Below are 15,669 nucleotides of genomic sequence, written 5' to 3' on the forward strand. Positions count from 1 at the left end.
CTTTTAGTCTGGTGTGGGCGAAGCGCCACGACTTTGATTTAGATTCTATTCAAATAAAATCATTAGCTTGCTAAAGCTGCTAACAAGTTTTGGGGCATAAGCTTGTTAGGGATTTAAGAAAACTCAGCATATTTATTATTGTTAAGCTACTCGTTATCCAGCTCTCGACCCTCTGAATAATCAACTCACTCTTGAGCTTTTATTAGAAAATGCCAGTAAGTTAGTATCAAATAAAAAACCTCTTTGTCGCTGCAAGTATAAGCTGACATAGACCGATTAAAACTTTCAATAACTTAGCTAAAAAATATAACCATATACTGACATAAAATATAACCATAAGCTGACAAATTTATTGTCATTGATAAACCTTCACTTATGACATGTAATTTTATTACAGGTGTTAACTAGCACTTTGCTCTTTCGTAGGTAAATGTCTTTCCATTCTAGAGTGTGCCTCAAGTAAACTATCATGAAGATCAAGTAAACTCGCAACTTTTAGCCCTACACCTAACTCTTTTTGTAATTCATCTACCATTAAATATACTGTTTTTAAAGTTTCTAATTCTGGTTTGAAAAAGTCTTCAATATTATTGAAACTATATCTCTCCTTGATAAATCTAACGAACTGATAAACATCTTCATTAGACCAAGAACGAAGAGCTGCTTCTAATGCTTCTACACTCAGGTTGTGAAAAATAGGTGTATGCATCAAATTTTGGTAAACATCATCCTTTACATTTGCCCAGGATAATTGAAAGTTATGAGAGAATTTCGAATTTTTATTATCTGTCTTTAGAGCATCTAGTTCAGCTTTTTTTAAGTAGAATTTTTTACTTACTTCGTCATCATAAAAGTTAATCCGATATCTATATCCAAACTCATCTTCTGCAGTTGTGATCTTAAATCTATTAACAAGAGTGCCCTCACATAATTCTAACAAACTAGTTTTTGTGTAGTGTTTTGATTCGATAACTTTGTTAGTAAGCATATAGATATATGTATCACAAATACTGAACCATTCATAAATATCTACATCAGTTTCTGAGGATATGAATTCTTCAAGTAATAACACCCCCTTTTGAAACTCGCTTTCAGATAATTGATTTTGTACCCAAGGAGATTTCATGGCATCAAGAAGTGTCTGCTTTATTGGTAAATTTAGTTCTATCTTTAAATCTGTGAATTCATAAAGCCCATCACAGCAGTAATTTATTAATTTTGCATTAGAACCATAGAAGCTACCAGCAAATATTGCATCCAACTTTTTATAATCACTAGTTTCTTCATTGTCTTCTATTCCTCTATCTTTCTTCATTTGACGAATAACTCTTGAATCGATAGCCTCAATGATTTTTTCTTTAGAATAAGAGAGCTCAAACTTTGCACAGCATATTCTTACTATATCCCCTAAAATTCTAGATAGTGCTAGATCAAGAACAACATTTTCTATTTTAGATACTTCTTGTTGAATACGAGTAAATTTTGATATGGCTCTTTTTAGGACTCTAATATTTTTCGAGTTTATAGATGTAATGTTAAGAAGAAGTTCGTTAGCTAATTGGTCACTAAGAGTTGTATATTCTTCTTTAAGGATTGAAGTGACTTCCTCATGTGTAAAACTAAATTTATATTTATCTGCAAATACTTTTTCAATATCATTTTTACAGTTAAGTTTTCCTTCATTTGCAACGACAACTACTTTTATATTTTTTGACTCTGCTAGGCTTAAACTCTCACCTAAAATGTTTTTAATTAATTTTTCATCAGCAACACGTTCTAAGTCATCTAAGATCAATACACAATCATCAAGTTCACCATACAATTTATATTTATATGCCCCTGCAGCTCCGCTTAACACTGCACCAACTCCTCTTTCCCCTAAGTTTATTGCTGCACCATCAATGGCTTTAGAAAAATATTTCGCAAATACAGAGGCTTCTTCTTTGGCAGTTAATGATAATGAGATGATTTTATCTCTAAAGTCATCAATACTAGAAATACCATAAAGAGAAAAAAAATAAATTTTTTGACGGAATTGTTCTTCAATCTTTGCTTTTAAATGGTGTTTTATAAAGTGAGTTTTACCGCTTCCCCATGCGCCATCAAGTAATACAACCTGCGGGAATGAAGTGTCTTGCAGTAGCTCTATTATTTGATCTACTTGCTTCACAATAACCTCGATATTGACCGTGCTAATTAACGCCGTAATTTGCGGCCGTAGTGTAGGTGCGAATCACCGAAACGGAAGTCCGGTAAGCGTAGCGAACGAGGCAAGATCACCTTGTTAAGCGGTTCTTGGCACACGACTAGAATCACTTACCTGTATATTTAGTTCTTTTAGTTTATTCAATGATATTTGAAACTGGCCATTACTTGGAGTTTTCTTTCCGGCGAACTGCTTCCATACCAACTTGCCCGGCCCATTATAAGCTTCTTCAAATTTACCATTTGGAAGAATTTTAATAATAATTGTATGTTCTGGCTCACTACGAAAAGCCACTGACTTTGCTTGAGTAGCTTTAATCTCTACTTCCTTTCCGTCTCTGGCTATAGCATCAAAACCTTTGTTCGATGCTGTTATTAATTCCAAGCCATATGCATCTGCCACAAGGCATTCACCGATACTGCCGACCATATGACCGTCTGGCGTAAAGTGGCGCCCTGGAAACATGGCTTCTAGCTCGCTCACTGTTGAGTAAAGCTGCTTGATTAATCCTTGAAATTTATCGTGATCCATATTTTCCATTTAATTGCCTCTTGTTAGCTGTATTTTAACTGTTATTTTGAGATAACTCGTTGTACATAATTAAATATCTACGGACTAAATCAATTACTGTTATAGACAGAAAAGCGAATATACCCGCTAAAAAATCTTTGTATGAGCTAAATGAGCCTTCACTAACATAACCCCAGGCATTAGGAACAAAAAATAATAATTGCTTAATGCCTGCATAAGTAAAAACTATAATTGGCATGAAACACAAAAATAGATATATTTTTTTGGTGTAGGTTAAAAGAATCATATTGTGCTTGGGGCAAAGAAAGCGGGTATAAAGTGTTTGTGGTGATTTTAATAGGTAGTAAATAAAATGAGATAAGCACCCTAAACTAATTAATGCCATTAAAGTTACAAATATTTGAAAGAAAATTTTCATTAAAGCTCCATTTATCGACAAAACCTAAGATACAGCTAACGAGGCTGTAGATTGACTCGTTTAAAATCCATTTTGATTATTGAATAAACAATATCTGATTTTATATTTTGATTCAATCATTTAGCGATGTTGAGATTATTATTTAACATGCAGATTTATTGTTGTTTTTAGGGGGCTGTAAGGCGATTTTGGTGAGCTTTTGAGGCGAAAAGGGCTTCCCCTTTTAATGCATCACGTTTTGTAGCTTTTCTATATTATGAACAAGACAGTAAGTAACTCTTGGAATGAACCTACTCTCACTGCTTTATAAGTTGCTGGGTATCAAACGATACTTTTGCGGAGGCTTGAGCCTAGTGCAGTGAAAGTTGCACGCTGGGTTCTTAGGAGGGCGGCACTTGGTAACAAGTGTCGTCTGCCCGACATAAATGTGTTATGCCCCTAGCCCTTCAAGAAAAATGTTTTACAAGTTCTGAAAGCTTCAATATTTCAGGTAACATCAGCCATGACAAAGTACAAGTATTACCTACCAGCAAGTGGTCTATTTAGGTAATCCACTACACACTTAAGTATTTGAATAGCGTATCATCCAGACCTTAAAAAGTAGACACTCCCTAGCCCTAAAACTAAATTATTAAAACAATGGTTTACCAATTCTTCATTAAGGGGGAAGCTTCCTAAGAAGGAATCTCCCCCAACAACCCATCTAAACTTGATCACAATCAAAGTTACAACAAAAACAAAACAATAACATAATGATTTGGTTGATTTATTGTTCTTGGGCGTTAACAAAATGCTCTATAAATATCATCTATCTTGTAAGGGTTTTAAATGAAGTCAAATAATTCTATATTGCTAGTTGTCTCTTTTTGCATGGTGGCTTGTGTATCAACAAAAAGAAGTTATTCCCCAGAAGAAAGTGATGACTTTATTTATGATAAATCACAATCATTTGCAATGAATGTAGTAAATGGCTCACTTGGTTTTCATAATGGCATTATGGATGCGAGGATTGCAGAAAATGCAGATATAAAAGCAGATGCATTATCTAAAACAGCTGATACTTACATGGGACTAATGAGTAATGGGATTGGTGGTGCGCTATTAGGTTTACTAGGCTCTTCACACGGGGAATACCCTTTAAACTCAGGATACGGTATCTATTATGTCCCAATTAAAGATACGTCCAACCAGAGTATCGATGAATCATATAATTACGTTAATAGTCAAATAATAAAAGCAACTGAGACGGAATATAACATCAAGTATTCACACAGTATATGGACTCCTGGGCATTCTTATGAAATGATTTATGAAGGATCTTATTGCGCTGATTTACAATCGAAAATCTATCCAAATGGAAAAAAAGTATATACTGAAAAATATATGAGTAAGCGGAACATTACTAAGATTAATCAGTGTGTTAGATCTGGATATAACGATATTTCACTTATGAAGTTCACTACATCTACCCCAAAAGGCCAGCAAGGAAATTATGCGGTAATAGGCATTAAAACAATGGGTTGGTTCAGCAATTTGAAAATCACCGACCAACTTGACTCAAACTTCTATTATATTAGACCAGTATCGAAAATAAATAGTGCTCCGTTTGTATATAATGATGGAAAAGCATGGTTTTTTATTAAACCTGAAAGCGAAGTAAATGAAAGCCTTAGTAAAGACGAGGTTGCTAAACTTTTTCCCAAACTATTTTAGATGCTTATCCTTACTCAATAAAAATTACCAGTTTAAGATCAGCCTCCTTTAGTGGAGAGGTAAACTTTAGTGACTAAGGAATACTGTTTACTACTTTAGAGTTTCTCTAACTAATTACTGGACACATTTATTATTGTTAAGCGACTCGTTATCCAGCTTTCGGCCTTCAGGCTAATCAACTCACTCATTCGGCTTTTGTTATAGAGAAGTCATCCTCAAATAAAAAACCTCTTCCCATAAAATGAGAAGAGGTTTTATTTACTGCCTTTTCGGCAGGTATCTCAAAATCAACTTTTAAGTCACGATTTTCGCGTTTTTTAGCTGCCTATACGGCAGGTCACGCTTCGGATATTGATACAAAAACATTCATAGTATTTTTAGCTGCCTATACGGCAGGTCACAAAGTAACTCAAGTTTATTTATTTTGATTTATATTTTTAGCTGCCTATACGGCAGGTCACGAGTGCTGACTTCAATTACCCAACCTTCACTTATTTTTAGCTGCCTATACGGCAGGTCACAATCAACTTATCAAAAAATCATGATAAAGATCAATTGCTAACTTCAAATATTAACTTTTAACCTAACTAAATCCCAAATGGATAATGTGGTTAAAAATCAACAGCTTGAATAGGTTACACAAAGAAGGTTAAATGGTTTCAACTAAGTCAGATAGATCAGGTACCGTACCATTTAACTGCTCATTAGTAGCAAAGCCATAACTGTTAAATTTCGGCTCAAATTGTTTCCCAACCATAACTTTCTGAATATGAAGAAGGTACTCTTGCTGACTACCATCGCTACTCATTGCAATTCGATGAAACGCTTCTCGCTCTTTTGGTTCAGGGCTTTTGTTTGGATTAAAAACCTCGCCTCTTGCTAACGCCCGCTTTTTCAAACGTTTTAACCTTCTTCGAGTTTCACCAACAAATATTTTTGCTATGCTTTGATTACGCTTAAATCGCACCTCATTACACCCATCAGGAACAGCTTCAATCTCACTGATTTTAAAAAATCCACACTCCTGCATATCTTTAAAATATGATTGCTGCCTGAGGTTATTTAATGCTTCTTCATTAGAGTAAATAAATGCAATGACATTACCGATAGATTCATCACTCCAAGCTGGCAAACTCACACCCAAACCTTGGATCTGATGCTTACGAATAAAGCCATGCATAATCTTAATACACCTCCCAATCAGCAGAGCTAAATTTGCTTCTTTAGGTACAAACTTCACCATAAAGTAAAATCGTTGAGTCCTCATGCTAGACCTTTTCCTTGGCTTCTACCTTTTCTTCATTCTTGGATTTGACGTTCTTCTTAGCCTTTTTCTGAAACATCCCGCCCTTTATTAACACAGCAAACAGATAGTAGATATTTGGACTAATCGAATATTCATCCTCTACTAGGTGTTGGTTTAGCTCAGCAAGATAAAGCTCAGAGTTAACAAACAAAGAATAAAAACTCTGCTCAGATTCTGGTGAACGACGTGCAACACCTAACTCTTTGTCTGCACCATATTCGTGAATACGCAATCGCTTTGAACCGTCATAATCCCACCAGTCATCAATTAACTGCAGTGCTGCCCCAATCTTTACCGAATTAAAGCTCACAGCGTAACGCCCATCAACACATTTCACCTTAGCAAACTGCTTTGAAGCTTCACCCTGTGCCGCCTTTTCACCAAAAGACTGACTTGGGTAGATCTCTTGGCAGAAAGCTGTTTCAATTTTGACAGTAATATTTGCATGCCAAAATACAGTAGGCTCTGTTAACGCTTGATGAACCTCATCACTTAACTCTTCTAATACCTTTTGAGCATCGGCAGGCCAATGACTGTCCCAAGCAAGTTTGCGAGTGTTAGCTATTTGATAGCAATTACCAGAGCTAGTTTGAACCTCTATTTGAGAATTTCCCGTATTTTGGTTACGCCAAAGCCAGGTGCCTAACAGTACGTTTTTACAGTATCGAGTGGCTAATTCTTTGTAACCGCCACACGTTTTAAATTTTGCTGCAAACTCTTCAAGTAAAGCGAATACTGTCGGTTCGCTGCAACCCGCAGGTTTAAGAGAGTTAGCTTGTACTCTTAATGAGAAACGGCAATAAATATGATCAACATTTGGGGGGACGTAGCACTCTTCAAGGATAAGCGGATTACAATGGGCTAAATCTTGCGGTGCTAAGTTTTTGGACTTGAACTGTGGAGTAAAGGCTTCTGTAAACCCAGCCTTTTGACCTCGAATTCGATTAATTTCAGCCTCAAGAGGGACAAAGTCATTTTCTGCTGTTTTGTAGAAGAAAACCGCTTTACTTGGGTACAAAGATCGGTCGTACTTTAAAACATTACATAACTCCATAAAGCATCCTCAAATCCGTTTCATTAGCATTGAAGCTTCTTTTATATCGAGCATCCAAAAAGCCCGTCTAAAAAAGTTACTCATCCCTTGCAACCTTATATCAATCGCGGTTGCATACTCAACTAGTCCAATCGCAGACTCAGCATAACAATGTAATGGCTCCAGCGAATTTTTACGACTATCAGGAATAGCTAATAACAGGTATCCCGACATCACTGGGCACAACGATAAATTTTGCTTCAACAGTCTTAGCATCTCATCAAGGTTAGCAAATTGATATCTAGTCGGCATTATCCATTTACCGGAAGCTGGAAGCCTTCTGAGCTTTAAATAAAGCGATGTTTCACTACGATACAACTCACACCATTCATCGACTGTACCTATCTCAGGAGGAAGCATAACGCCTCCAGCAAAGTTGGCTGGAAAGCTTGCTTTTATAATGCCACTTGCATCATCTAGTAAAGTTAAGTCCTCTTCATAACCATCAATGTGCACCACAAGATCAAACACTAAATCACAATGTTTATTATCTATAATCCCAGCCCGTCTAAACTGGTTTTCTTTTTGCCCTTGCATACCGTACTCAGGCAGTTTTTTACCTGCTACTGATGAGTACTGACGAATAAACCACGAAAATGAAGTCATTCTAATCTCAGTACCTAGCCTTTCATTTAACCGCCGTTGATAGTTATGCATCATCCCCCATACTGCCGTTAACGAAGGGATACCAGCACAATAGGGATTAGATAACGCTTGCGCATCAAATACTTGTATGCCTTTTAAATACAAATAACGCTGTTGGCTATCTTCATCTACTATTTCTCTATTTGACTCTCTAGATAGAGACCCGAGCAACCATTTCAAACTACTTTTCAGCGGCTTCATCAAACGCTGATGGAAAGCATATTTTTGTAACGTATTTGAGTTAGATAAGACAGTATTTAACAGGCTAAACATGGGGTTTAGTAACCCAGCAAGATTTTCTTTTTCAGTAGTTATAAACTGATACTCAAATGAGTTATGAATATTCACTAGTTCGTTAACATTAACCTTGTTCTCTTCTACCTCTAAACACCATTCCAATAATGGCGATAACCACTCAGTCAAAGTTGCTCTTATCTGTCTCATACAAGCTACTTTTTGCTGCCTACGTTGCTTCAGTGCTAACTTAAAACCATTTGTTAAAAGGCCATCTAAAGCGCTGCTAAATTGAGGTTGTGATAATGCACTTTGATTTAATACAGTTTGACCAGCTTGCACCTTTAATACCCAAGAGTCTCTTAATCCATGCACTACATTTCCTATTCTTGGCGGGTAACTCAGTACTTTGACGTTACCACCAAGAGACGCCAATAACTCACTAACAGCCGCAGGACGTGTAAACTCAATATTGGTGTATCGGCCCTTCTTAGACATTGCAGATTGTTGTATTTCTGCTTGCAATGCATGACTAACAACAGGCGTAATCGCCAAATAGCCATCTCGATAAGGCAGGCGAACTTGAATGGAATATTTATCGACACGATTGGGACTTTCATCACTAGGCAAGGAAGCTTTAACCCTGCCGCACACATTCATGAAGAGCTTCACAGGCATACCAAATTGCTGAAAAGCAGACTTCCATTCTTTAGGCGGTTCTAACAATAAAGTGGCAAGACAACACACTCGCTCTTGCCAAATAAAATGACAAGTAAACAACTTTGCCTTATTCACTTTGGCGCTGTCATGTGACCACCCCAAAGTGCTTATGCAGCTTGCACTACTCAATACATTAGGGTGTGATACTGGAGATGCTTTTATCAGTCTTTGCTTACTGACTCGAATATCAGGATATTTCAAATTGTGAGTATGTAGCCATTCCACTTCATTAATACACCCATCAATATGGATCTCATTTTTGAGTGTGGTTTTAGCTAGTTTTTTATCGAGGAGATTATTGACCAACTTTCTGGGGTAAGTTAGGTTGAGTAATATCATTAATGCATCGGCTTCATTGCCCGTCACATCAATCGGTGCTTTATAGGCAGCAAAGGCTCTCCTTAATGCAATATCCCGCTCAGAAATATCCTCAATACCGAGTAACTCTTGGAAACTTTGTTCATCTACCATGATGATAAATACACTCCCTGATTATTACTTCCAAAACTTAATTGAAACTCAATGATTTGCCTTAAATAAAAAACACCAACATGAGGTTCTATTCGATGCCTCATTTTTTGACGAAACTTAGAGACTAAAATACCCTCTTGATAGAGGCGATAAACCTGCTCATGGGTGGTAGACAATAAGACTGCCGTTTCAGCTACAGAAACCAACATATCAGCCACGTTAGGTTTCTTGGTTTTAGGGGAAGACTCTACTAATTTTCTAAGATATTCCATCAAAGCTAGATGAATAAAATGCGGCTCTTTATCTTCTGGATAAATACATTGAGAATTTAAAATAAGCTCACCAAAGATAGAGTGAAATGAAGTTCGATTAAATAAATCAATAAGCTTTAACTCTGCTCCAGCAGTTAGCTTGTCCAGCTCGTTGTAAAAATTATTCGGCCAAGCATCAAAATAGGTAATAGCATTGCTAAAGTCATCACACTTGCCATAGCGTTTTTGATACCAAACCAGTGCGGCAAGCCGATGAGTGGCAGATGTACCCATAAATAACAGAGGATTATTAGATAAAGCGTCACCGTCAAACAAGCTACGGGACAATACAACCTTTTGATTGTCAGCATTAATGCTAGAAGCTAACGCAAACTCAAACCCGCAAGCACAATAAGTAATCGACTCATTCTCAATATAATTGATGGGTAGTTGGCACTCAGGACAGTGATGAAGCAGTTCACACTCATGTTTAGCACATACTTCCACAGGTTTTAGGTGCCAAGCCTGGCGGATATAGGGGTTTTCCTTTAAGCATTGAGGGCAAACAGGTAAAGCTTCAACACCATCTTCAGCGTCGTAACGAATAAAGCTCATCGGAATATCAACACCATTACGGTGCACTGCAGACATGCCTCCCACAAATGTTCTATTAGATCGCAGTAAGGCCAGCTTTTGTAACTCATGAGGAGGTAAATCAAGGAGGGATTCAAGCAAGCTTAATGCCCGCATTCTAAAATGACTATTATGTTTGGCGTGATACACATTAAGGCGTTTTAGCTCAATAGGAAAAGCACCATGAACCTCAAAATCTAACTCATGAAGCTCTTCACGGATCGCTAAACTCAATTGCTGATAGGAATCAAAGAAGTTCTCAGCTACAACTCGTAACAGGTAACTTTCTAATGACTCATCGGAAAAAGCACGTACTTTAGGAGAAAAGAGAAATGCCATACCACACCAAAACTAAGGAATTCTTAGTTTGAGTGTAACCGAAGTCTTCAATTTAATTCAAGGTTAATAAAAGTCACATTTTTTATTAAGGCTTTGAGCATCCTTGATTGTTTCAGGAGAGTTAGGCAGGCTAACATTATCAACGGTCACTCCAGAGATGTTTTTAATGATACTGGTCGCCACTTCTGGCGAAACCCAAGGATACTTAGTACATTCGTGGGATGAACGCTTACCAGGTTTATCCGTGTTATATGGTAGTTGTTTACTTGGGTAGTAATACCATTTCTCGCTATTATTAGCTAAAAATTTCCACACCGGTTTTGGCTTATCCCCAGTAAACATTTTATGGAACCAACTGCCATATACTCTACTTGTTGGCCTCATATGCTGCTCTATCATCAACATTTTATCGTTATGCCAAGCTCCTTCGGCAACACCTGATACAGCATACAAAAGTGAGGCGGGATAAATACCCCAAACAATACTATCCACTTCCTCTTGCTTCCTGCTCAATACATAACCATAAATATTGTCTGCACCCGCTAAATTTTTAAGGTAAATATCGCTAAATCCCTCTTGTGAAATTGCTGGCACAATTAAATTAACAGAAGCCAGTTTTTGCGATTTTTCTTTCATACTTTTGAGCAAATGACCTGTAGGAATAGAACCTGCAGAATGTGAAATGGTATGAATTGGAATGCCAGCCTCCACTAAAGTCTTCACCAACTTGTCACCAGCAGAACCATCAGCAAAACACTCTTGAGCGTTCTTTTTTACAGTATTCCAATGTGCCGTAGCAACCTTTTGAATGCTGAAGCCGCCGATGTTATACGCCCTAAAAGCCTCCTCTTCAAAAGTTGGTACTATTTGGTGATTGGTCCCTAAGGCAATACGTGCAAGTGACTTAGCAATAACCACACTTGTTGAAAAACCAATAATACCTTTTTGAATATCACCATCCTTCAGTGATGTAACAGAGGCACCCGCCAACTCTTCCTCAATTTCTCGAAAGTCTTGATCCAGTTTAACTAAATCATCGTTTATCTGCTGTGCTAAAAAGTCATCTTCTAGAATAGCGTAGTAGTATTCATCACTATCAACAGTAATCGAATTAAATTTATTGTTACTTTTCAAACTAGAAGATACTTGCTGTAGATAGCTCTTAGCCACTTCAGCAGTGGCATCATCAGAATTTAAACCACCAAAACCCTTTTGTGACTTCTTCAGTGTAGAATCTGTAACCATCTTATCTTTAAACTTCTGTCCAGCTTGATTAAAAGCTGTGTCTTTTGCAGCTTCTTCTAGTAACTCAACAAAGCTTTTTCCTAAATTGCCATCTTTATATGGATGAGCATCATAATTAATAAAAACAGGATAGTAGCTATTTAGTGCTTCGGAATTAAAAATAGACTCTTGTAATAGTGGCCCCAAGGTGCCTTTCATATAACCTTCACCACTCAACCCACCATGAAAGTAAAACAACACGCCTTTTAAATCAGATTGGCTAGTAATTTTTTGACTTAAATAATTGAGCTGCTCATCACTTGCTCGTCTACATGCTAAATGATGAGCATCTAGTTCATTCGATGGGGTAGCGACTTGAATATCGGTGGTAATGGGAGTGGAATCGTTGTTTGACGTTGAGGAGCCACAAGCCGACAGGCTCAATAGAGCCAGTATTATAACGAGATATTTCATTTCTCATCCTTGATCAATTTGCAAATCTAAGGTCACAAAAAATCAATACCACAGCAAACATCCATATTGCATTGTGTGACAACCTACTTAAGCGCTAATGTACAAAATAATCATATCCGCACTCACACTAAATGTACAATAAACATACAGGACTTTGGTTAATTCATTATATTTGCGCAAACAAAACCTATTACCCCTCCAACCGCAAAAATAGTAAAAATTCGCCATGGGTTTCTCAACCTTCCTAACTCAACTTTTTCGCGTTTTTTATCTATTTCAGCATAAGGATCTGGCATTGGCTGATAAGGGCTGTCACACATTTCACTGTATAAGTAATGAGTCCCTTACTCTGCTTGATAAAAAGTAAATTTATCAATAGATAAACTGATTTCATCATCGAATTTTATGCAGCATGATGACCCAAAAAGCATTACAGGCATATTACCTTTTCCTCTACCGTTTTTTATCAATTAGAAATAAATGAAAAGCAGGCATAAAAACTTGACCGTAAACCATAACATAGCCATTTTTTACTGATAAGATGAGGTCAATTATTTTCCTATCTAAGACAATGAATAGCCTTAGGCTTATTCAAAGCAACTAATACGACTGACACGCAATGGAGCATCATTATTGGCGTGTTTAGATTATGTGGGAAATGTAGGATAGCCTTCATGACGCGCATAAGCAGCAACAACCAAATTTCACTGACATCAAATCTATATTCGATGCCGGTAACACATTTCAATAGGTAACTCATGTTTGAACAAGTATTTAAAAACGTCGACGACATTTTCCACAAAGACGCAGGTTGCTCTTCTGAGCTAGATTACACCGAGCAATCATCATGGATGCTATTTTTAAAGTACCTCGACGATCTTGAATACACCAAGTCGCAAGAAGCTGAGATGATGATGGAAACCTATGAATACATCATCGACAAGCAATTCCGTTGGAGCGAATGGGCGGCACCAAAAGACGCTGATGGCAAGTTTGACCATAACAACGCCTTAACCGGTGATGACTTAATGGATTTTGTTGATGGTCAACTATTCCCATACCTAAAAGGCTTTAAGCAACGTGCCGATAACGCCAACACCATTGAATATAAAATTGGTGAGATTTTTAGCGAGATAAAAAACAAAATTCAAAGTGGTTATTCACTGCGTGACGCTCTGGAAAAAATTGACTCCTTACGTTTCCGCTCACAGCAAGAAAAACACGAACTAAGCCACTTATACGAAGCCAAAATTAAAAACATGGGTAACGCAGGCAGAAACGGCGGCGAATACTACACGCCACGCCCATTAATTCGCGCGATGGTAGATGTAGTACAACCACAAATTGGTGAAACCATTTATGATGGCGCAGCTGGGTCTGCTGGTTTCTTGTGTGAAGCATTCGATTATCTTTATTATGAAGATGAAAAAAAGCTAAAACCAAAGAGCAGTTTATCGACAAGTGATAGGGAAACCCTGCAAAACAGTACCTTTTACGCTAAAGAGAAAAAGTCTCTGGCGTACGTTATCGCCATCATGAACATGATTTTGCATGGCATCGAAGCGCCTAACGTATTACACACCAATACACTGTCTGAAAACCTGCAAGATATTCAGCCAAGTAACCAACACGATATCATACTGGCTAACCCTCCGTTTGGTGGTAAAGAGCGTAAAGAAGTACAAGAGAACTTCCCAATTCAAACCGGTGAAACTGCATTTTTGTTTTTGCAGCACTTTATTAAAATGCTCAAACCCGGTGGCCGTGCAGCCATTGTGATTAAAAATACGTTCTTAAGTAACACCGACAACGCCGCGATTAAATTACGTAAAGAACTACTGGAAAACTGTAATTTACACACCGTGCTTGATTGCCCAGGCGGTACCTTTTTAGGTGCTGGGGTTAAAACTGTCGTGCTGTTCTTTACCAAAGGTGAACCAACGCTTAATACATGGTTCTACGAGCTAAATGTCGGTCGTAACATGGGTAAAACCAACCCGTTAAACGACAAAGATTTAGAAGAATTTGTTGAGCTACAAAAAGCAGCCATGAGTAACTTAGAAAAAGGCAGCTCAGAAAAATCTTGGGCATTAGCTATCGGTGATATTGACGAAAGCACCTATGACCTGTCAGTTAAGAATCCGAATGTTGAAGAAGCAGTGCCACTGCGTGAACCTAAAGTGATTATTGAAGATATTATCGCGTTAGATAAAGAGTCAGAAGCAATTTTAGTTAAGATTCAGGAGTTGCTGTAATGGTATGGTCAGTTAAAAAATTAGGTGACGTATGCAATATTATTGGCGGTGGAACACCAACAAAGTCTAATAAAAGCTTTTACGAGGGCGTTATTCCTTGGGCTACAGTTCGTGATATGCGAAACGATCGTTTATCTCGTACAGAAATGAGTATTACAGAAGAAGCCATTAAAAAGAGTTCAACTAATCTAATTCCTTCAGGAACAATCATTACTGCGACTAGGGTTGGATTGGGAAAAGTATGTGTTTTAGAGCAAGACACAGCAATAAATCAAGATTTAAAAGCGATAATTCCTAAAACAGAAAGGCTTGATAATACTTTTTTATATTGGTGGCTTAAGAGTATTGCACATGTGATTGTGGGAGCCGGAACTGGCGCTACAGTTCAGGGTGTGAAACTTACTTTTGTTAAAGCCTTGGAAATTCCACTCCCACCAATCCCAGAACAAAAACGCATTGTGGCATTGCTCGACACTGTGTTTGCCGACTTAGAACAAACACGCGCTAAAACCGAACAAAACCTAAAAAATGCCCGCGAGTTATTTGAAAGCAAAAAGCTTAATTTGTTTGAAAGCCTTGGTGTATCTTCGAATTTAAGTTCTTTACCATTAGTTTGCGATGATATATTTGCAGGTGGCGACGCCCCTAAAAAAGGTTTGTTTTCAAAGGAGCAAACCAAAGAGTTTAATATCCCTATCTACGCCAATGCGGTGAAGAATAATGGCCTCTATGGATTTACTGATTACTCTAGAGCCGATGAACCGTCAATAACTATTGCAGCCAGGGGAAGTGGTACTGGTCATATCGAATTGAGAAAAGAACCATTTTTGCCAATTGTGCGACTAATTGTATTAACACCAAATAAAGAAATTATTGGTTTAGAGTATTTGAAGTATGCCCTACAAACATTAGATATTTTAAGAAGTGGGTCGGCTATTCCTCAATTAACAGTGCCTATGATCAAAGAATACTCGCTCCCCGTACCAGATATGATTACTCAGGAAAAGATAGTCAGCGAATTACAAAGTTTGAAGCTATATATTGACAAGATAGAGGCTATTTACCGTAAGAAAATTTTAAAGATAGACGAACTAAAAAAATCCATCTTACAAAAAGCCTTTAGCGGTGAATTAACGCACGACTAAACATCAGCCTA

General features: G+C 37.4%; 11 protein-coding genes. 3 read left to right on the top strand and 8 right to left on the bottom strand.

All coding sequences use genetic code 11. The features are described 5' to 3' along the window. Positions 1 to 400: 400 nt before the first annotated feature. The 3 genes from LMH66_RS17945 to LMH66_RS17955 form a co-directional block, all read right to left on the bottom strand. Positions 401 to 2,170 (bottom strand): P-loop NTPase fold protein, encoded by a 1,770-nt coding sequence (locus LMH66_RS17945; protein WP_229372058.1) that lies wholly within the window; start codon positions 2,168 to 2,170, stop codon positions 401 to 403. Positions 2,171 to 2,284: 114 nt separating this feature from the next. Next, positions 2,285 to 2,746, bottom strand: coding sequence for a DUF6998 domain-containing protein (locus LMH66_RS17950; protein WP_229372059.1), 462 nt, complete (start codon positions 2,744 to 2,746; stop codon positions 2,285 to 2,287). 25 nt (positions 2,747 to 2,771) lie between these two features. Next, on the bottom strand, positions 2,772 to 3,155 hold the full coding sequence (locus LMH66_RS17955; protein ID WP_229372061.1) for a hypothetical protein: 384 nt from the start codon (positions 3,153 to 3,155) through the stop codon (positions 2,772 to 2,774). Positions 3,156 to 3,983: 828 nt separating this feature from the next. Between LMH66_RS17955 and LMH66_RS17960 the strand changes: the two genes are divergently transcribed. Next, a complete protein-coding gene (locus tag LMH66_RS17960; RefSeq protein WP_229372063.1) occupies positions 3,984 to 4,868 on the top strand; it encodes a hypothetical protein in 885 nt (294 codons plus the stop codon). Positions 4,869 to 5,517: 649 nt separating this feature from the next. On the opposite strand, the gene cas6f is transcribed toward LMH66_RS17960, so the two are convergent. From cas6f to LMH66_RS17985, 5 genes are all read right to left on the bottom strand, one after another. Beyond that, positions 5,518 to 6,135: a type I-F CRISPR-associated endoribonuclease Cas6/Csy4 gene (gene cas6f / locus LMH66_RS17965; RefSeq protein ID WP_229372065.1), complete on the bottom strand. Its 618-nt coding sequence runs from the start codon at positions 6,133 to 6,135 to the stop codon at positions 5,518 to 5,520. 1 nt (position 6,136) lies between these two features. After that, on the bottom strand, positions 6,137 to 7,228 hold the full coding sequence (csy3, locus tag LMH66_RS17970) for a type I-F CRISPR-associated protein Csy3 (RefSeq protein ID WP_229372067.1): 1,092 nt from the start codon (positions 7,226 to 7,228) through the stop codon (positions 6,137 to 6,139). Positions 7,229 to 7,237: 9 nt separating this feature from the next. Then, positions 7,238 to 9,337: a type I-F CRISPR-associated protein Csy2 gene (locus LMH66_RS17975; protein WP_229372069.1), complete on the bottom strand. Its 2,100-nt coding sequence runs from the start codon at positions 9,335 to 9,337 to the stop codon at positions 7,238 to 7,240. Beyond that, positions 9,331 to 10,560, bottom strand: coding sequence for a TniQ family protein (locus LMH66_RS17980; protein ID WP_229372071.1), 1,230 nt, complete (start codon positions 10,558 to 10,560; stop codon positions 9,331 to 9,333). Before LMH66_RS17980 ends, LMH66_RS17975 begins: the two co-directional genes overlap by 7 nt. Positions 10,561 to 10,623: 63 nt before the next feature. Further along, complete coding sequence (locus tag LMH66_RS17985; RefSeq protein WP_229372073.1) at positions 10,624 to 12,258, bottom strand: hypothetical protein; 1,635 nt, start codon at positions 12,256 to 12,258, stop codon at positions 10,624 to 10,626. 758 nt (positions 12,259 to 13,016) lie between these two features. On the opposite strand from LMH66_RS17985, the gene LMH66_RS17990 reads away from it, so the two are divergent. Both LMH66_RS17990 and LMH66_RS17995 read left to right on the top strand, forming a co-directional pair. After that, a complete protein-coding gene (locus LMH66_RS17990) occupies positions 13,017 to 14,513 on the top strand; it encodes an N-6 DNA methylase (RefSeq protein ID WP_229372075.1) in 1,497 nt (498 codons plus the stop codon). Continuing rightward, a complete protein-coding gene (locus LMH66_RS17995; protein ID WP_229372077.1) occupies positions 14,513 to 15,658 on the top strand; it encodes a restriction endonuclease subunit S in 1,146 nt (381 codons plus the stop codon). Before LMH66_RS17990 ends, LMH66_RS17995 begins: the two co-directional genes overlap by 1 nt. Positions 15,659 to 15,669: the final 11 nt, after the last annotated feature.

Origin of the sequence: Shewanella sp. 10N.7 (assembly GCF_020806285.1) — a bacterium.
GTDB lineage: Bacteria > Pseudomonadota > Gammaproteobacteria > Enterobacterales > Shewanellaceae > Shewanella > Shewanella electrodiphila.